This window comes from Methylobacterium mesophilicum (assembly GCF_036441335.1).
Lineage (GTDB): Bacteria > Pseudomonadota > Alphaproteobacteria > Rhizobiales > Beijerinckiaceae > Methylobacterium > Methylobacterium mesophilicum_B.
This window is the reverse complement of sequence record NZ_MLBW01000009.1, coordinates 49,643-67,329: the sequence shown is the minus strand read 5'-3', so window position 1 is coordinate 67,329 and position 17,687 is coordinate 49,643. Positions and strand designations below refer to the sequence as shown.

Annotated in this window: 13 protein-coding genes and 4 pseudogenes; 12 read left to right on the top strand and 5 right to left on the bottom strand. The window is 72.6% G+C overall.

Annotation, left to right across the window (positions count from 1 at the left end; genetic code table 11):
- Positions 1-36 precede the first annotated feature (36 nt).
- From MMR14E_RS07060 to MMR14E_RS07030, 6 genes and pseudogenes are all read left to right on the top strand, one after another.
- Complete coding sequence (locus MMR14E_RS07060; protein WP_331313448.1) at positions 37-327, top strand: DUF1330 domain-containing protein; 291 nt, start codon at positions 37-39, stop codon at positions 325-327.
- 216 nt (positions 328-543) lie between these two features.
- The gene (locus MMR14E_RS07055; RefSeq protein ID WP_331313447.1) at positions 544-852 is read left to right on the top strand and encodes a hypothetical protein; all 309 of its coding nucleotides are present in this window, start codon (positions 544-546) and stop codon (positions 850-852) included.
- 101 nt (positions 853-953) lie between these two features.
- Positions 954-3,485: pseudogene (locus MMR14E_RS07050) on the top strand (helicase-related protein); the annotation flags it as partial.
- Between the two features lie 343 nt (positions 3,486-3,828).
- On the top strand, positions 3,829-4,167 hold the full coding sequence (gene fdxA, locus MMR14E_RS07040; protein ID WP_012320642.1) for a ferredoxin FdxA: 339 nt from the start codon (positions 3,829-3,831) through the stop codon (positions 4,165-4,167).
- A gap of 503 nt (positions 4,168-4,670) precedes the next feature.
- Complete coding sequence (locus MMR14E_RS07035; protein ID WP_331313446.1) at positions 4,671-5,276, top strand: CarD family transcriptional regulator; 606 nt, start codon at positions 4,671-4,673, stop codon at positions 5,274-5,276.
- A 299-nt stretch (positions 5,277-5,575) separates the two neighbouring features.
- Complete coding sequence (locus tag MMR14E_RS07030; RefSeq protein ID WP_012320644.1) at positions 5,576-6,451, top strand: RNA polymerase factor sigma-32; 876 nt, start codon at positions 5,576-5,578, stop codon at positions 6,449-6,451.
- 148 nt (positions 6,452-6,599) lie between these two features.
- Here the strand turns inward: MMR14E_RS07030 and MMR14E_RS07025 are convergent.
- Positions 6,600-7,799 (bottom strand): annotated as a pseudogene (locus MMR14E_RS07025) (MFS transporter); the annotation flags it as partial.
- A 62-nt stretch (positions 7,800-7,861) separates the two neighbouring features.
- Between MMR14E_RS07025 and MMR14E_RS29175 the strand changes: the two are divergent.
- From MMR14E_RS29175 to MMR14E_RS07005, 4 genes and pseudogenes are all read left to right on the top strand, one after another.
- Positions 7,862-8,446: a Smr/MutS family protein gene (locus MMR14E_RS29175; protein WP_419539316.1), complete on the top strand. Its 585-nt coding sequence runs from the start codon at positions 7,862-7,864 to the stop codon at positions 8,444-8,446.
- Positions 8,447-8,570: 124 nt separating this feature from the next.
- The gene (gene mutM, locus MMR14E_RS07015) at positions 8,571-9,461 is read left to right on the top strand and encodes a bifunctional DNA-formamidopyrimidine glycosylase/DNA-(apurinic or apyrimidinic site) lyase (protein ID WP_331313445.1); all 891 of its coding nucleotides are present in this window, start codon (positions 8,571-8,573) and stop codon (positions 9,459-9,461) included.
- Between the two features lie 150 nt (positions 9,462-9,611).
- Positions 9,612-11,027 (top strand): endolytic transglycosylase MltG, encoded by a 1,416-nt coding sequence (gene mltG, locus MMR14E_RS07010; RefSeq protein WP_331313444.1) that lies wholly within the window; start codon positions 9,612-9,614, stop codon positions 11,025-11,027.
- Positions 11,028-11,048: 21 nt separating this feature from the next.
- Positions 11,049-11,267, top strand: a pseudogene (locus MMR14E_RS07005) (efflux RND transporter permease subunit); the annotation flags it as partial.
- A gap of 152 nt (positions 11,268-11,419) precedes the next feature.
- Here the strand turns inward: MMR14E_RS07005 and MMR14E_RS07000 are convergent.
- A complete protein-coding gene (locus tag MMR14E_RS07000) occupies positions 11,420-12,034 on the bottom strand; it encodes a PAS domain-containing protein (protein ID WP_331313443.1) in 615 nt (204 codons plus the stop codon).
- 269 nt (positions 12,035-12,303) lie between these two features.
- On the opposite strand from MMR14E_RS07000, the gene MMR14E_RS06995 reads away from it, so the two are divergent.
- Entirely contained in the window at positions 12,304-13,161 is an 858-nt protein-coding gene (locus MMR14E_RS06995; RefSeq protein ID WP_331313575.1) for a YicC/YloC family endoribonuclease, read from the top strand.
- 52 nt (positions 13,162-13,213) lie between these two features.
- Positions 13,214-13,876, top strand: coding sequence for a guanylate kinase (gene gmk / locus MMR14E_RS06990; protein WP_056525786.1), 663 nt, complete (start codon positions 13,214-13,216; stop codon positions 13,874-13,876).
- 70 nt (positions 13,877-13,946) lie between these two features.
- On the opposite strand, the gene MMR14E_RS06985 is transcribed toward gmk, so the two are convergent.
- From MMR14E_RS06985 to MMR14E_RS06970, 3 genes and pseudogenes are all read right to left on the bottom strand, one after another.
- The gene (locus MMR14E_RS06985) at positions 13,947-14,393 is read right to left on the bottom strand and encodes a DMT family transporter (protein WP_331313442.1); all 447 of its coding nucleotides are present in this window, start codon (positions 14,391-14,393) and stop codon (positions 13,947-13,949) included.
- Positions 14,394-14,534: 141 nt separating this feature from the next.
- Positions 14,535-15,036 (bottom strand): annotated as a pseudogene (locus tag MMR14E_RS29170) (biliverdin-producing heme oxygenase); the annotation flags it as partial.
- Positions 15,033-17,648 carry a histidine kinase dimerization/phosphoacceptor domain -containing protein gene (locus MMR14E_RS06970; protein ID WP_331313440.1) on the bottom strand — a complete coding sequence of 872 codons (2,616 nt, stop codon included), beginning with the start codon at positions 17,646-17,648 and terminating at the stop codon, positions 15,033-15,035. The gene MMR14E_RS06970 and the pseudogene MMR14E_RS29170, both read right to left, overlap by 4 nt.
- Between the last annotated feature and the right edge of the window lie 39 nt (positions 17,649-17,687).

Sequence of the window (17,687 nt, the reverse complement as noted above, 5' to 3'; positions counted from 1 at the left end):
TCGGCGCGGCGCGGCAGCCGCGCGGGGAGGTCAGCAGTGCCCAAGGGCTACATCATCGTCCGGATGACGGTCACCGACCCGGACACCTACAGGGACTACGCCGCCATGGCCTCCGAGGCGATGCGCAAGTACGGCTGCAAGCCGCTGGTGCGCGGCGGCCGCTGCGAGGCGCTGGAGGGCGAGGGCCGTCCGCGCAACGTCGTGCTCGAATTCGAGTCCTACGAGGCGGCGCGCGCCTACTACTTCTCGCCCGAGTACCAGGCCGCCGTGGCCAAGCGCCGGCCCGCGGGCATCGGCGAGGTGGTGCTCGTCGAGGGCGCCGACTGATCGGCGCATCGGCCGCGGCCGGATTCGACGCGGCCCGCTCCCGCGGCGGCGCGGAATGACCCCGGGGACGCGCGGGGCCCGACATCACCCTGCGCCCGCCGGCCGTGACGACGGGAACGCCCGCGGCGCAAACCGGCGCCCCGCGGCCGCACGCGTGGGCGGACGCATCGTCGCGCGGGTGGAGGGAATCTTCACGTTCCCGGCGATAATGGGCGGATGTGCTGGCCTGCCCTCCGAATCGCCCTCCTCCTGGCCGCGCTCGCAGGTCCGGCCGCGGCACAATCCCTGAGCGCCGGATCCGCCGATCCGGGCTGCGGCGGTGACGCCTTCTCGTCGGCCGAAGTCGTCGAGAACAAGCCGCCCCGTCGCGGCCCCCTCGTCGCGACCCCCGACACGCTCTGCGCCGACCTGGCGCCCCAGCCGGGCACGCCGACGACGCAGATCGACATCTACCCGATGATCACGCCGCAGATTGGACCTGGCGGCGGCGGCATCCCATATGGGGGAGGACCGTACCGGCCCTAGCGTCCCCGACGCGGCCGGCCGGTCGAACCCGCCTCCCCGCCCGCGCCGCGACGGCGCCGCGACGGCCTTCCCGCTCGAAGGAACCGCCGACCATCGACGCGCTGCTCCGCCCCACGCCCAGCCGCTCGCTGTCCCGCGAGGCCCGCGCCCGCGGCGTCACCGCGGTCCTCGGGCCGACCAACACCGGCAAGACGCATCTCGCCATCGAGCGGATGCTCGCCCACCCGACCGGCATGATCGGGCTGCCCCTGCGGCTGCTCGCCCGGGAGGTCTACCTGCGCGTCGTCGCGAAGGTGGGCCCCGAGAAGGTCGCCCTCGTCACGGGCGAGGAGAAGATCAAGCCGGACCGTCCGCGCTACTGGATCTGCACCATCGAGGCGATGCCCCGGGACCTCGACGTGGCGTACGTCGCCATCGACGAGATCCAGCTCGCCGCCGACATGGACCGCGGCCACGTCTTCACCGACCGCCTGCTCTACGTCCGCGGCCGCGAGGAGACGCTCCTGATCGGCTCCTCGACCATGCTGCCGCTGGTCCAGAGCCTGATCCCCAACGTCCACACCACCACGCGGCCGCGCCTGTCGCAGCTCACCTTCGCGGGGGAGAAGCGCCTGTCGCGCCTGCCCCGGCGCACCGCGATCGTGGCGTTCTCGGCCGAGGAGGTCTACGCGATCGCCGAGCTGATCCGGCGCCAGCGCGGGGGCGCCGCGGTGGTGCTGGGCGCGCTCTCGCCGCGGACCCGCAACGCCCAGGTCGAGATGTACCAGGCGGGGGACGTCGACTACCTCGTGGCCACCGACGCGGTCGGGATGGGCCTCAACCTCGACGTCGATCACGTCGCCTTCGCGGCCAACTGGAAGTACGACGGCACCCGCTTCCGCAAGCTCACCCCGGCCGAGATGGGCCAGATCGCCGGCCGGGCCGGCCGCCACCTCGCGGACGGCACCTTCGGCTCCACCGGCCGCTGCCCGCCCTTCGAGGCCGAACTGGTGGAGCGGCTGGAGAGCCACGACTTCGATCCCCTGCGCATCCTGCAGTGGCGCAACCCGGATCTCAGTTTCGGGAGCCTGGAGGGCCTGCAGGCGAGCCTCGACGAGCACCCGCGCGAATCGGGCCTGACCCGCGCCCCCATGGGCGAGGACCAGCAGGCCCTCGAGATCCTCATGAAGGAGGACGACATCCGCGACATGGCGCGGAGCGCCGCCGCGGTGCGCCGCCTGTGGGACGTCTGCGGCGTGCCGGATTACCGCAAGGTCCACCCGCAGGTGCACGCCGATCTGGTGGCGCAGCTCTACCGCTTCCTCATGAAGGGCATGGCGGGCCGCATCCCCGACACGTGGTTCGCCGAGCAGGTCGCGATGATCGACCGGACCGACGGCGACATCGACACGCTGTCCCGTCGGATCGCGCAGGGCCGCACCTGGACGTTCGTGGCGAACCGTCCCGACTGGCTGCGCGACCCAGAACATTGGCAGGGCGAGACGCGTCGGGTAGAGGACAGGCTGTCCGACGCCCTGCACGAACGCCTCGCGAGCCGCTTCGTCGACCGGCGCACAAGCGTCCTGATGCGGCGCCTGAGAGAGAACACGATGCTCGAAGCCCAGATCACCGCCGACGGTGACGTCACCGTCGAGGGTCAGCATGTCGGCCACCTTCACGGATTCCTGTTCGTTCCCGATGCCAGCGCCGAGGGGCACGAGGCCAAGACCCTGAGGAGCGCCGCCGAGAAGGCGCTCGGGGGCGAGATCGAGGCGCGGGCCGAGCGATTCGCCGCGACCGCCGATTCCACCCTCGTGCTCTCGCACGACGGCACGATCCGCTGGACCGGCGCGCCCGTCGCCAAGCTCACCCCCGGCGAGAAGCTGTTCGCCCCGCAGATCCGTCTGCTGGCGGACGACAGCCTGACCGGCGCGCATCGCGAGAAGGTCGAGGCCCGCCTCGACGCGTGGCTGAAGGCCTACATCGTGCGGCTGCTCGGGCCGCTCATGGAGATCGAGACCGCGGCCGATCTCACCGGCCTCGCCAAGGGGATCGGCTACCAGGTGGTCGAGGCGCTCGGCGTGCTGGAGCGCTCGAAGGTGGCGCACGAGATGCGCAGCCTGGACCAGGACGGCCGCGGGGCCCTGCGCCGCCACGGCGTCCGGTTCGGCGCCTACCACATCTTCCTGCCGGCCCTTCTGAAGCCGGCGCCGCGCACGCTCGCGGCCCAGCTCTGGGCCCTGCGCAACGGCGGCCTCGACCAGCGCGGCCTCGACGAGATCGCGCATCTCGCCGGCTCGGGCCGCACCTCGATCAAGGTCGACCGCGAGATCGCCAAGGGGCTCTACCGCGCCGCCGGCTTCCGGGTCAGCGGCGAGCGCGCGGTGCGCGTCGACATCCTGGAGCGCCTCGCCGACCTGATCCGCCCGGCCATCGCCTACCGGCCCGGAACCACCCCGGGCGCCCCGCCGGACGGCACCGCCGACGGCGACGGGTTCGTGGCCACCGTCGGCATGACCTCGCTGGTCGGCTGCTCGGGCGAGGATTTCGCCTCGATCCTGAAATCGCTCGGCTACACGGCCGAGGCGCGTCCCGGCCCGGCCATCACGGTGCCGCTCGTCCCGGCCGCCGCCACGGCACCGGCCGCGCCGGCCNTGGCGGTGCGGGTGGTCGGTCTCGGCCTGCGCCGCGGCCCGGCGCCGGAGGCGCGGCTGCTCTACGACGACCTGTCGGGCGGCGCCCTGTCGTTCGAGGTCGGCTCGGACGGGCCCTCGGAGTGATGAGGCCGCGCCACAGCGGCCGCGCGCGCGACCCGACGCGAACCCATGCGGCGCCCGCGCGCTTGTCAGTCCGGGAGGCAGCGTCTAGAGCCGTGGGCCTCCGAGGTCCGGCTCCGTGCCGGGTCTCACCGGCGTTCCCCTCGCAGCACCCTCCGGGCGCGCGGGCCGTCTCCAGGCTCCGCCCGGGCCAAGTCGAGTTTTAGGACGAAGACATCCGATGACCTACGTCGTCACCGACAATTGCATCAAGTGCAAGTACACGGACTGCGTCGAGGTCTGTCCGGTGGACTGCTTCTACGAAGGCGAGAACATGCTCGTCATTCATCCGGACGAGTGCATCGATTGCGGCGTCTGCGAGCCGGAATGCCCGGCCGAGGCCATCAAGCCCGATACCGAATCGAACCTCGACACCTGGCTGAAGCTGAACGCCGACTACGCCAAGAGCTGGCCGAACATCACGCAGAAGAAGGAAGCCCCGGCCGACGCCAAGGAGTGGGACGGCAAGACCGGGAAGCTCGAGGCGCATTTCTCGCCCAACCCCGGTTCGGGCGACTGACCCCGGGCGGTCCCCGCAGGTTCTGACGCCGGCCCGCGGTTTGCTTCCCAGAGTGCGGGAAGATCTGCCGAGCCCGTCCCGCCGCTGAACCGCGCGACGGGGCCGCGTCATACGAAGCCCTGATACGCGGTCAGGTCATTCCTGTCCCGCCGCACCAGTGTAAAACTCTTTGGCGCCGCGCTTGGTCCGCGCGTGCGTCTTCAGGGATGCTTTGATCTGCGCGCCGGATTGTGGTAGACAATCCGCCTGCCGTCGCTCGCGCCAGACGTGCTCCCTTCATCTGAAACGCCTTCGAATTTCGTGGGTTAGGGGTAGTACGCGCTCGACCGCCGAAGGTGACTTCGGCGGACGGGCCAGACGCCTGCACGGTCGCGCCGGGGAACGTCCGGACTCGCGCGCTCGGCGTCGGGTCCGGGAGCGGCGAGGCAGACCGGGTGTCCCGCCCGGAAGAACACGGTTTCGCGCGGCGCCGAACGCTGCGCGCCAGTGGAGGCCCTTCTCGCATGACCACAGTCAAGAAGACGACGACCGCAGGCCGGCAGGGCTTCAAGACCGGCGAGGCTGTCGTGTATCCGGCCCACGGCGTCGGTCGCATCACCGCGATCGAGGAGCAGGAGATCGCCGGCTACAAGCTTGAGCTGTTCGTCGTATCGTTCGAGAAGGACAAGATGGTCCTGCGCGTCCCCACCGCGAAGGCCAACAGCGTCGGCATGCGCAAGCTCGCCGAGCCGGAACTGGTGAAGAAGGCCCTCGACCTGCTGACCGGCCGCGCCCGGATCAAGCGCACCATGTGGTCGCGCCGCGCCCAGGAGTACGAGGCCAAGATCAACTCGGGTGACCTGCTCGCCGTCACCGAGGTCGTGCGCGATCTCTTCCGGTCCGAGGCCCAGCCGGAGCAGTCCTACTCCGAGCGTCAGCTCTACGAGGCCGCCCTGGACCGGATCGTGCGCGAGATCTCGTCGGTGAACCGCATCACCGAGACCGAGGCACTGAAGCTGATCGAGCAGAGCCTCGCCAAGTCGCCCCGCCGGGCGAAGAGCGAGGCGGAGCCCGAGGCCGAGGCCGACGGGGACAGCGAGGGCGACGACATTCAGGAGGAGGCCGCCTGAGGCGCCTCCCACCGCGAGCGGCATCGAACCCGGCCCTGAGGGCCGGGTTTTTTTGTGCCCCGGCGGGCCGGACGCGGTCGTTCCGCGACGACCGGGCTGGACGACGCGCGGCCGGATCCCATCTGATCGCACGGAACACGATTTCGTGGCCGCCCGGCTGTCGCATTGTGGGGCATCGGGGCGGAACTTTCGCGTTCGGCCTTCCGTTGTCGGTTGCCTGGCGTCGCCTCCCGGTGACGCCTGCGCGTCGGGCTATCGGCTCGACGCCGCAACAGCACTCGACAACAAGAGGCAGGCGGATGGCTGAGATCGCGGGAATTCGACGGCAGTTCATACGGACTGCCATGGAGGCACCCTTCCTGGCCCGGGAAGAAGAGCGCGGCCTCGCCGTCCGCTGGAAGGACGAGCGCGACGAGCGGGCCCTCCACCGTCTGATCTCGGCCCATATGCGCCTCGTCATCGCCCTGGCGGGGCGTTTTCGTCACTACGGCCTGCCGATGGCCGACCTCGTCCAGGAAGGGCATGTCGGCCTCATGGAGGCCGCGGCCCGCTTCGAGCCCGAGCGGGACGTCCGCTTCTCGACCTACGCGACGTGGTGGATCCGCGCCTCGATCCAGGACTACATCCTGCGCAACTGGTCGATCGTGCGCGGCGGGACTTCCTCGGCGCAGAAGGCCCTGTTCTTCAACCTGCGCCGGCTGCGCGCCCGGCTGATGCAATCGACCGAGGAGCATGTCGGCGACGAGATCCACCGCCGCATCGCCAGCGCCATCGGCGTCTCCCGGGACGACGTCGCCCTGATGGACGCGCGCCTGTCGGGCCCCGACATGTCGCTCAACGCCCCCGTTGGCGAGGACAGCGACGCCTCCTCGGAGCGGATGGACTTCCTCGTCGACGGCGCCGACCTGCCCGACGAGACGGTGAGCGCCACGGTCGACGGCGAGCGCCGGCTCAGCTGGCTCCAGCAGGCCCTGACGGTGCTGTCGGAGCGCGAGCTGCGCATCCTGCGCGAGCGCCGCCTCGCCGAGGATCAGGCGACCCTGGAGGCCCTGGGCCAGCGGCTCGGTATCTCCAAGGAACGCGTCCGCCAGATCGAGAACCGGGCCCTGGAGAAGCTGCGCCGCGCCCTGGCCGACCGCTTCCCCGCCGCGACGGGCAGCCCGCATATCGGCTGAGCCGCCCCGGCCGCGTCCCGCGACCCGAAGCCCGGCCCTCCGAGGCCGGGCTCTCGCGTTCCGGCAAGTCGTGCGGGCGGCTCCCGCGCGCGCGGCGCGACCGGTTCAGGCTCCCGTGCCGCCGAAGCGCCGGGTCGTGGAGCNGCTCGCGCCGCCGGCGACGCCGGCCGGCCTCGGGCGTGGCGTCGAGCCAGATCACCAGCGCGAGGGCGCCGAGTGCCGGCACGCCGAGGGCCAGGAAGGCGCCGGTCCAGCCGAACAGCCCGTAGGACAGGCCGCCGTACCACCCCGACAGCGCCCCGCCGACGCCCTGTACGGCGTTGACGCTGCCGATGGCCGTCTGCGTGCGGCCCGATCCCCAGGTCAGGTCGGCGACGACGACCGGCACGGCCACCCCGACGATGCCGGAGGCGACGCCGTCCAGCACCTCGGCGGCGATCAGCCAGACCGGGTCGTCGATCAGGCCGGACAGGAGCGCCCGCACCGGCAGGACCGCGAAGGCGACCATGAGCAGCTGGCGGCGGCCGCGCCTGTCGGCGAGCGATCCGGCGAACAGCGCCACCGGGACCATCACCAGCTGGGCCACCATGACGTAGCGGGCCGTCCAGGTCGTCGCGTCGGCCGCGGTCGCGACCAGTTTCTGGCCGAGCAGCGAGAGCATGCCGCCATTCCCCAGGTTGAACAGGGTCAGCGCGACGGTCAGCACCAGCAGGCGGCGATTCCCGAGAACCTGGCGGATGCCGCTGCGCTCCGGCTCGTCCGCGTCCTCCTCCTTCCAGCCGACGGCGCGGCGGCGGTTCCAGGCGCCGGCCGGCGTCGTCACCGTGGCGACGATCGCCGCGAGCGCCATGCCGCCCAGCACCCAGAACGCGATCGCGGGGCCGAAATAGCCGGTGCCGAGGCTGATGGCGCCCGCCGCGATCAGGATGCCGACGTGGTTGAAGGCCTGGTTGCGCCCCTGCTGCGCGGGGAACCGGTCCTTCCCGACGATCCCGAGGGTCAGCGACGCGACGGCCGGGAGCAGCAGGGTCCCGCCCGCCGCGGCGAGGAGCTGCGCGCACAGCACCGCCGGGAAGCTGCGGGCCGGCAGGAGCAGCAGCGTGCCCGCCAGGATCGCCCCGCAGGCCATCGCGATCAGCAGGCGCGGGCGCGGGAACCGGTCCACCAGGGCGCCGAACGGACCGCTCAGGAACAGCGTGCCGATCCCCACCAGCGTGATGACGAACCCGACCCGCGCGGGGCTCCACGAGGCCGATTGCGCCAGCCAGGTCCCGAGGAAGGGTCCGAGGCCGCCCTGGATGTCACCGATGAACAGGTTGATCAGGGCGAGGTTTGCGGTGGGAGCCATGCGATCCTGGAGCCGTTTCGGGCTCCGGACCTGTACTCCGCTCCCGGTACGGTCAAGCCCGGATCGTCGCCATCGTCGCCGCACGGCCCCCGCAGCGGCGTCGCGGCGCCGGTCTCACGGTCGCCCGCACTGCTGCCTCGGCCCGTCCCGGACGACCACGTCTCCGAATCGGCCTCGCCGCGATTGAGGGAGACGTCCGCCGGCGCGCGGCCGGGGGCGCGGGCGAGATCGCGGACCCCGGCCCGATCCGGGGCGCGGCGATGCGGGTTCCCGNGTACCAGCCGCCGCCGCAGCGGCACGCCCCGAGCACAGGCCTCGAGCGCACGGCCAAGGTCGCCCTGCGACGCGGGCGGCTGGCGATCGACGCGCGGATCGACCTGCACGGGATGGTGCAGGCGGAGGCGCACGCGGCGCTGACGGGTTTCCTGCTCCGCTCGCGGGCCGCCGGGCACGCCTACGTGCTGGTCGTCACCGGCAAGGGCGGGTCGGGTTACGGCGAGGCCTTCGCCGAGCGCGGCGTGCTCCGCCGCAGCGTGCCGCACTGGCTGCGGGGGCCGGATCTGCACGGGATCGTCCTCGGCTTCGAGGAGGCCGCCCGCCACCACGGCGGCGGCGGCGCGCTCTACGTGCGCCTGCGCCGCCGGTAGCGCGGCTTTCGGCGCGGGACGCGCGGCAAACCGCGCCGGTTCCGCGCGGTTGCGGCCCGGACCGATCCCGCCGATATCCGGAGCCGGCGCACGGAGCGCCGCGCACGGAAAAGCCGCGAGAGAGATGCCGGAGCTTCCCGAGGTCGAGACCGTGCGGCGAGGCCTGGCGCCCGCCCTGGTCGGCGCGCGCTTCAGCCGCGTCACCCTGCGCCGGGCCAACCTGCGCTTCCCGTTCCCCGAACGCTTCGCCGCCCGCCTCGAGGGACGGACCGTCACGGGCCTCGCGCGCCGGGCGAAGTACCTCACCGCCGCGCTCGATTCCGGCGAGACGCTGGTGATGCATCTCGGCATGAGCGGCCGGTTCGACGTGGCGCTGCCCGACGGCAGCAACCTGTCGCCGGGGGATTTCTACCTCGAGGGCGCCCAGGGCACGCCCAAGCACGACCACGTGGTCATGGCGATGAGCACCGGCGCCACGGTGACCTACAACGACGCCCGCCGCTTCGGCTTCATGGATCTCGTCCCGAGCGCGGAACTCGCGGCCTGCCGCCACTTCGCCCGGATGGGGGTGGAGCCCCTCGACGGGCTCACCGGGGCGGTGATCGCGCAGCTGTTCCGCCACAAGATCGCGCCGCTCAAGGCCGCCCTGCTCGACCAGCGCCTGATCGCGGGCCTCGGCAACATCTACGTGTGCGAGGCGCTGCACCGGGCGCGCCTGCATCCGGAGGCCCCGGCCGGGAGCCTCGCCCGACCGGACGGGCGCCCGACGCAGAAGGCCAACGCCCTGGCCAAGGCGATCGTGCAGGTCCTCGAGGAGGCCGTGAAGGCCGGCGGCTCGACCCTGCGCGACTATGCCCACACGGACGGCAGCGCGGGCGCCTTCCAGCACGCGTTCCGGGTCTACGACCGGGTCGGCCTGCCCTGCACCCGGCCGGGATGCGCTGGCGCGGTCACCCGGATCGTGCAGGCCAACCGCTCGACCTTCTACTGCGCCACCTGCCAGCCCCCGGGCTGAGCGCGCCGCCCGGCGCCTATCGCGCCGCGGAACGGCAATTTCGCCACAAACCCGACTAGGGTTACGGCCCTCCACGTGCGCACCCGGTTGCGGGCAGCCGATCCCGGCCCGCGACGCGTGACGGGTCGCGCGGGCCCAGACAGGATCCCGATGTTCTTCCGCCGCTCAAAGACGCCCGCGCCCGAGACCACCGCGCAGGATCCGACGGACGAGCCTGCCCTGCCGCAGCGGCTGTCGCCGCGCTCGCCCGGCGAGGCGATCAAGCCGACGGTCGCGCCCCCGCCGCCGGAGAAGCCCGAGCGCGAGCGCAGCGGCCTCGTGGGCCTGATCAGCGGCGCCCTGACCTTCGCGGTCGTCATCGCCATCGCGGCGATGATCGGGATCACGCTGTTCCAGCGGCAGGTGCGCGAGCCGGGACCGCTCGCGGCCGACAAGGTCGTGGTCATCCCGACCCACAGCGGAACGTCCGAGATCGCCGAGACCCTCAAGCGCGAGGGCGTGATCGACCATACCGGCCTGTTCGAGTTCGCCGCCCGCTTCGGCGGCCGGCCGGCGCTGCGGGCCGGCGAGTACGTCTTCAAGGCCCACGCGAGCATCTCCGACACGCTCGACACGATCGCCACGGGCCGGCAGGTCCAGCACGCCATCACCTTCCCCGAGGGCCTGACCTCCGAGCAGATCGTCACCCGCCTCAACGACAACGACGTGCTCACCGGCGAGATCAACGAGATTCCCCCGGAGGGCTCGCTCCTGCCGGACACCTACAAGTTCGAGCGCGGCGCCACCCGGCAGCAGATCGTCAACCTGATGAAGGCCAAGCAGCGCGAGGTCCTGAACCAGATCTGGCTGCGGCGCAGCGCCGACGTGCCGGTGCGGACCCCGGCCGAGATGGTCACCCTCGCCTCGATCGTCGAGAAGGAGACCGGCCGCGCCGACGAGCGGCCCCGGGTGGCCGGCGTCTTCATCAACCGCCTCAACAAGCGGATGAAGCTGCAATCCGACCCCACGATCGTGTACGGGCTCGTGGGCGGGCGCGGCACCCTCGGCCGCGGCATCCTGCGCTCCGAGATCGACCGGCCGACGCCCTACAACACCTACGTGATCGAGGGTCTGCCGCCGGGACCGATCGCCAATCCCGGCCGCGCCGCCCTGGAGGCGGTGGCCAACCCGTCCCGGACCAAGGACCTGTACTTCGTGGCGGACGGCACCGGCGGCCACGCCTTCGCCGATTCCCTCGAGGCACACCAGCGCAACGTCGCCCGCTGGCGGGCGGTGGAGAAGAGCCGGCAGGCGCCGCCGGACGCCGTCGACAAGGTCGAGCCGAGCCCGGATCCGGCCACGCCCGGCCGCGCCTCGGCCTACGCGCCGGGCGGCGCCCCCGCGGGCAACGGGATCAACACCAACGCGGCCTTCGCGCTGGATACCGGCACGCCGGGCACGCGCGCCTTCGACGCCTCCGAGGGCACGCGCCTCGATCCGCTCAAGAATCGCAGCTACGACCTGGGCTCGCCCAAGACCGTCCCGACCCTGAGCGAGCCGGCACCGGCGCCGCGGGGCCGCCGCTAGGCAGCGGCGCCGGACGGCCTCGTCGGCAACGTCACGGTGTTCGGCGCGGGCCAGTACGCGATGCGGATCTGGCTGGACCCCGACCTCGTCCAGGCCCGCGGCCTCACCCCCGACGCCATCATTAACATCGTGCAGCAGCAGAGCCAGGAGGTCACCGCGGGCGCGGTGGGGATGCCGCCGGTCCCGGCCGGACAGGACTTCCAGTACACCCTCAACGTCAACGGGCGGCTCAACAACGCCCCGGCGTCTCGGTCGACACGGCCGCAATGGATCGCGTCCGCGCTGTCGGGGCTGCGCGTCGTGCTCGCCCTGTCGAGCGTCGTCGTGGTGCTGTTCTTCCTGCTGCCCGGGCCGCTGGTCGGCGCCGCCGGCCGGGCCGCGAAGTCGTTGTTCTAGGAACGTCTTGAGCTATCGACTCGGGCCCTCGGCGCGCGCCGAGGGTGCCGTCCCAGCTCGTACAGCAGGGCCTCGAGCAGCGGCTGCACCCGCTTCGCCTCCTCGGGCCCGAGATCGCCGACCATCTCCCACAGGCGCATCGCGCAATCGGCCATCCGCTCGACGGCGGTCCCCTGCTCGGTGGGGGCCCCGAGAAAGCCGGCCGGCGGCTCGAACGGGCCGTCGGCCCGGCTGTCCGTGATGTCGATCACGATGCCGCGGCCGTAGATGTGCCCGTCCGCGCGGCGCTCGAACCGGCCGCGCGCCAGCACCCAGCGCACGATTCCCGGCGCGGGCACGATGCGGTGCTCCCAGGCGAAGAGCCCGCCCTCCTCGCGGACGCGGCGTCGCTCGATCTGGTCCCGGGCGAGATCCTCCGGGTGGAAGAGCGCGGAGAGCTGTTCCCAGGTGACGCCGTCCGCCGCCTCGGCCTCGGTCAGGCCGAAGATCCGCGCCATCGTCGCGTCCCCGCGCACGTAGCCCGTGTGCGGCGCATCCTCCCAGATACCGACGCCCAGCGCGGACATCCCGAACGGCGTGAGCGCGGCCCTCCCCAAGACTGATCGCGGCATGCGCCATCCGAGTTCACGTGCAGACGAGCGAGATTTCGAGCACACCTTCACGGCGAAAGGCAACGTCGGCCGCGCGACACCCGCGGGGAAACGTGATCGCACCGATCGCGCCCGGACGACGCGCGCGGCCGGTGCGGTGGGCCCGCGGGGCGCCCCGAGCGGGCCGCGGCGCGGCGGCCACGGCGACCGGCCTCTTCCCACCGGAGAGATCCGTGCTACAGGCCCCGATCTTCACGGGGACGGGGGTCGGCGTGGCCCAGATCGCGAGCATGACCGGTTTCGCCCGGACGGCGGGCAGTGCCGGACCGGTGCACTGGGCCTGGGAGGTCCGCAGCGTCAACGGGCGCGGCCTCGACGTGCGCACCCGCGTGCCGGCCGGCTATGACGGTTTCGGCGAGACGGCCCGAGCCGCCCTGCAGAAGACCCTGAGCCGCGGGCAGTGCCAGCTGACGCTGACGCTCACCAAGCCGGAGGCGACGGCGCGGGTGCGGATCAATGAGACCCTCCTGGCGAGCCTCGCCCAGGCTGTGGCCCGTGTGCCGGTCCCCGAGGGGGTCTCCCCCGCCACCATGGACGGGCTGCTCGGCGTGCGCGGCGTGATCGAGGTCGAGGACGAGGCGGCGGACACCGACTCCCTCGCCCGGGACCTGGCCGCGGGCGTCGTCCGGCTGGTCGCGGATCTCGTCGAGGCCCGCCGCGCCGAGGGGCGTCAGCTCGAACAGGTCGTCACCGCCCAGGTCGAGCGGATCGCCGCGCTGACCGAGGCCGCCGAGGCGAACCCGGCCCGCCAGCCCGAGGCCGTGCGGGCGCGCCTGGAGGCGGCCGTCGCGGCGCTCGGCGGCACCGGCCTCGATCCGGACCGCCTGCACCAGGAGGCCATGCTGCTCGCCGGCAAGGCGGACGTGCGCGAGGAGTTGGACCGGCTCCGCGCCCACGTGGCGAGCGCCCGCGAGCTGCTGGCGGCCGGCGGCGCGATCGGCCGCCGCCTGGACTTCCTGGCCCAGGAATTCGGCCGCGAGGCCAACACCCTGTGCGCCAAGGCCAACGACATCAGCCTGTCCCGGATCGGACTCGACCTGAAGGCCGTGGTCGAGCAGTTCCGCGAGCAGGTCCAGAACATCGAATGATGCCGGATCAGGACGTGAGGATACGGATGCGAAACGTCGGGGAGCCACGCGCATGACCGAGCCGGCCGGGAGCGTCTCCGACTCGATCGCGCGGCGCGGGTTGATCCTGATCCTCTCCTCGCCCTCGGGCGCGGGGAAGACCACCCTGACGCGGGCGATCGCGCAGGATCCGAGCTGGGCGCTCGACCTGTCGATCTCCGTGACCACGCGGGGGCGGCGGCCCTCCGAGATCGACGGGCGGCACTACCACTTCATCGATCGCGAGGCGTTCGACGACCTGCGCGAGCGCGACGACCTGCTCGAATGGGCCGAAGTCCATGGCAACTTCTACGGTACGCCCCGGCGGCCGGTGGAGAAGGTGCTGGGTTCCGGCCGGGACATGATCTTCGACATCGACTACCAGGGCACGCGGCAGGTGCGCTCCAAGCTCGCCCAGGACGTGGTGACCGTGTTCATCCTGCCGCCCAGCATGGCCGAACTGCGCCAGCGCCTGGAGCGCCGGGCGGAGGATTCCGCCGAGACGATCGAGAAGCGCCTCGCCAACGCCCGGACGGAGATCCAGCGCTGGGTCGAGTACGACTACGTCATCGTCAACGACGACCTGCAGAACGCCTTCCGGGCCCTCCAGGGGATCCTGGCGGCCGAGCGCCTCCGGCGGGCGCGCCGCACCGGCCTCGCCCCCTTCGTCGAGGGCCTGCTGGCCGAGACGCCGTGATCCGGCCCTGGAGCGCTCTCCGCCGAAGTGGATACCGGTTCGGCGCGAGAGAGCGCGTCTGGGCACGGCTCTAGCGGCGGATCAGCACGACGCCGCCGATCAGGAGCGCGATCCCGAGCAGGCGCGGCAGGTCGACGGGCCGCTGCGCGAGGCCGAGCAGGCCGGCGTGGTCGAACAGCACCGAGGCGAGCATCTGGCCCGTGACCAGGAGCGCGAAGAAGGTCGCGGCGCCGAGCTTCGGGACGAGCAGGATCGCGAGGCCGATGAACACCGCGCCGAACAGCCCGCCGCTCCAGGTCCACCACGGGATCCGCTCCGCCACGCCGGCGGCCGGCACCGGGTCGCGCAGGGCGGCGGCCAGGAGCGCCATGCAGGCGAGCCCGACCGCGTAGCTGGACACGCCCGCCCAGGACGCCGAGCCGAGGCCCGCGCGGAGATTCGCGTTCAGGATCTGCTGCAGGACGAGGCCGGCGCCCGCCAGCACGGCAAGCAGGGCGGAGAGCGCGAAGGCGAGCATTGCGGGGCGAACCTCGAGGTCGGGACGGCGGGCGGCATTGACAACCGTCCCGGCCGACTCCGTCAATTGCCACGCTGTCCCGCGGCTGATCGATCATCCGACGGCGGAGCGCGACGGCGTCTGGGGCCCCTGAGCGGCTCAGGCGGCGGCCGGCAGCTCCGGGACCGGGCAGAGCCACGCGCGCATCGCCGCGAAGGTCGACACGGCCGCGCCGGTGAGCGCGGCCTCCGCGGCCGGGTCGTCGCCGAACGCGTCCAGGCGCGTGCGGAAGGCGGCCCACATCGCCCCCTGCGGCGGCTCGAGTACCGCGGCTACGATTCCGCCGGCATCGCCACCCTGGAGNGAGAACCGGAGCGGCCGGCCTCGGGAGCGCCGCGACCGCGCCGGGCAGGAGGCCGAGATGGCCGAGGTCGGCCGCGAGGAGCGCGAGGCGGCGGCGCGGCCCCAGGAACGGCTCGTCGGCGAGCCCCGACCCGATGGCCGCTTCCCAGACCGCGTGGAAGCCGTAGAGGCGTCCCAGCAGATCCCGGTAGCCGCCGAGCGTCGCCACCCGCGCCTGCCAGTCGAGGGACGTCTCCAGCGCCCGGTGGGCCGGGTCGGTCGCGGCGCGCAGCCGCGCGTGCAGGCCGTCGCGGGATCTCACGCGGTGATCGTGAAGCAGGCGCCGGGATTGTTGGCGACGGTGAGCTTGGCGTTGATCTGATCGAGCATCGCGCGGATCAGCTTCATGCCCAGGCCGGAGCCCTTGCTCCGCGCCTTCGCGTCCGCCCAGTCGTCGGGTAGGCCGGCCCCGTTGTCGCAGACGCGCAGCTGGACCTCGCTGGGGCCGGAGGCCGACACGCTGACCTCGACGCGGCCGACGCCGGCCGGGTTGGCCGCGTACTTGAAGGCGTTGGTGACGAGTTCCGTGGCGATCAGCGAGAGCGCCACCGCCTTGCGGTACGGCACCATCAGGCCGGGCTCCGCCGACATGTCGACCGCGTGCCCGTCGCCGGCGAGCCCCGCGAGGTCGTTGCATAGGCTCTCGATGGTCTGGCCGAGATCGACCTCGTCGAAGCGATCGGCCTGGTAGAGGCTGTCGTGCACCCGCGCGACGCTCATCACCCGCGCGGAGGTGTCGGCGAAAGCCTGCCGCGCCTCGCCGTCGGCGATCTGGCGGCGCTGCATCTGCAGGAAGGCCGAGACGATCTGCAGCGAGTTCTTGACCCGGTGGTCGATCTCGCGCGTGAGCAGGTCCTTCTGCTCGAGCAGGCGCTCCTTCTCGGCGAGCAGGCCGGTGAGCTCGTCGATCTTGCGCCGCTGGCGCAGCACCACGCCCTCGACCGCCTCGGCCAGGGAGCCGGCGAGCTGGACCTGCCATTCCGCGAAGGGCGCGGCGAAGCCGGTGCGCTCCTCGACCCAGCGCTCGAAGGACCGGCGGGGCAGCACGGCCACGGGGCCGCTCCCGGCGAGCACGGGCTTGCGCGGGTCGCCGCCCCAGGTGACCGTGCTGGGCACCTCGGGCCGGAACCACAGCAGCAGGTTATCGCGCGAATCGTCGACGAAGGCCGCGAGCAGGCCGCTGGCGATCTCGCGATGCGGGCCGGCCTCCGGATAATCGGCGCTGAAGCTGTCGCTGCTGTAGACGACCTCGCCCGCCGGGACGCGCGCCCGCAGCCAGGCCGCGATCGCCGGCACCATCTCGGCCGGCGGCGTCCGGCCGATCAGCGTGACCCGCTCGCCCGAGACGATGCCGGCGCCGGTGGCGCTGAACAGGTCGAGCAGCGTCGTCGTGTCGGCGGTCAGGGCGGCCACGAAGTCGTCGGACCGCGTCAGGCCGCGGACGAGGCGCCCCTCGACGTCGAGATGCGCCTGCCGCTCGGCCCAGAGCCGGCGCGACTCGATCTCCTGCACGCGCATGGCGAAGGCGTCGGTGAGCACCGTGGCGGCCGCGCGCGTCTCCGGCGTGACGTAGTGCGGGCGACGGTGGTGGCCGATCATCAGGCCCCAGAGCCGTCCCTCGACCATGATCGAGATCGACATGGAGCCGTTCACGCCGAGATTGCGCTGGTACTCCAGGTGGATCGGCGAGAGCGTGCGGTGCTGGGCGAAAGTCAGGTCGATCGGGCCGTTGCCCGCGCCGGGCGCCGAGACCAGCCCGACCGGGACGCAGTCGCGGTCGATCACGAAGCGGCTCTTGGCCTTGGTGTAGAGGGCCCGGGCCTGGGCGGGAATGTCGGAGGCGGGGAAGCGCAGGCCCAGCAGGCTGCGCGACCAGCCCGGCACCTTGTCCTCGGCCACGGCCTCGCCGTTCCAGTCCGCGTCGAAGCGGTAGACCAGGACCGCCTCGAAGCCGGTCAGGGCCCGGATCTCGTGGGCCGCGATCCGGGCGGCCTCCATCAGGGTTCCGGCCTCGCGCAGGCGCCCGACGGCGAGCTCGGTGTCGACCTGGCTCGCCGTGGCGAAATCCTCGGCCGAATCCGGCTCCAGCTCCAGCTCGACGATGACGCGGCCGGCATGGGCGTGGGCGACGGCGTGATAGGCGGTGCCGCGGTCCGGGAAGGTCAGGGTCCGGCGCAGGGAGGCACCGTCGTCGAGGGTTCCGCTCGCCAGCCGCGACCGGATCGCCGCGACGAACGCCGCCGGCAGCACGTCCGCCAGGGGCCGGCCCGCCAGCGGCGGCTCGATCGGGTCGATGATCTCGCCGACATTGGCCGAGTAGGCCGCGACCAGGAGGGTTCCGGCATCGGCCGCGAGCATCACGGCGTTGGGCTGGATCGAGCCCGGGATGTGGATCGGTTCGCGCTCGCAGAGGCTGGCATCCACCGGTTCGGCGCGGACCCGCCGGCCGATCGCCGCCAGGACGGCCTCGCGCGACAGGTCGGCCCCGAGGCTCTCGACGGGGTCGATGGTCAGCCACGTCACGGGGCGCGTGCCGCCGATCTGGCCGTGACGCATGTGAATCCGGGCCCGGAGCGGCTGCGGCAGCCGGCCGAAGACGTAGTCGAAGCTCTCGTCGAGGGCGCCGCGGCGCGCGCCCGCCAGGAACCTCCCGCGGAAGCTCGGCACGTTCGTGCCCGGCATCACGTCGCGGAAATAGTCGCGCCCGAGGACGGCCTCGCGCGAAAGCCCGGAGATCGCGCTCGCGCCCTCGCTGAAGGCCACGACGGTGCCGGCCGCATCGAGCCCGATCACGCCCTGGTCCAGGCGGTCGAGCGCGTCCGGCGCCATGACGTCGAGATCGACGTCCGTATCGGGGGCCTGGCTGGGCGGCATCAGGAACGAGACCGGCGCATTCAGACGGGTATGGCGACC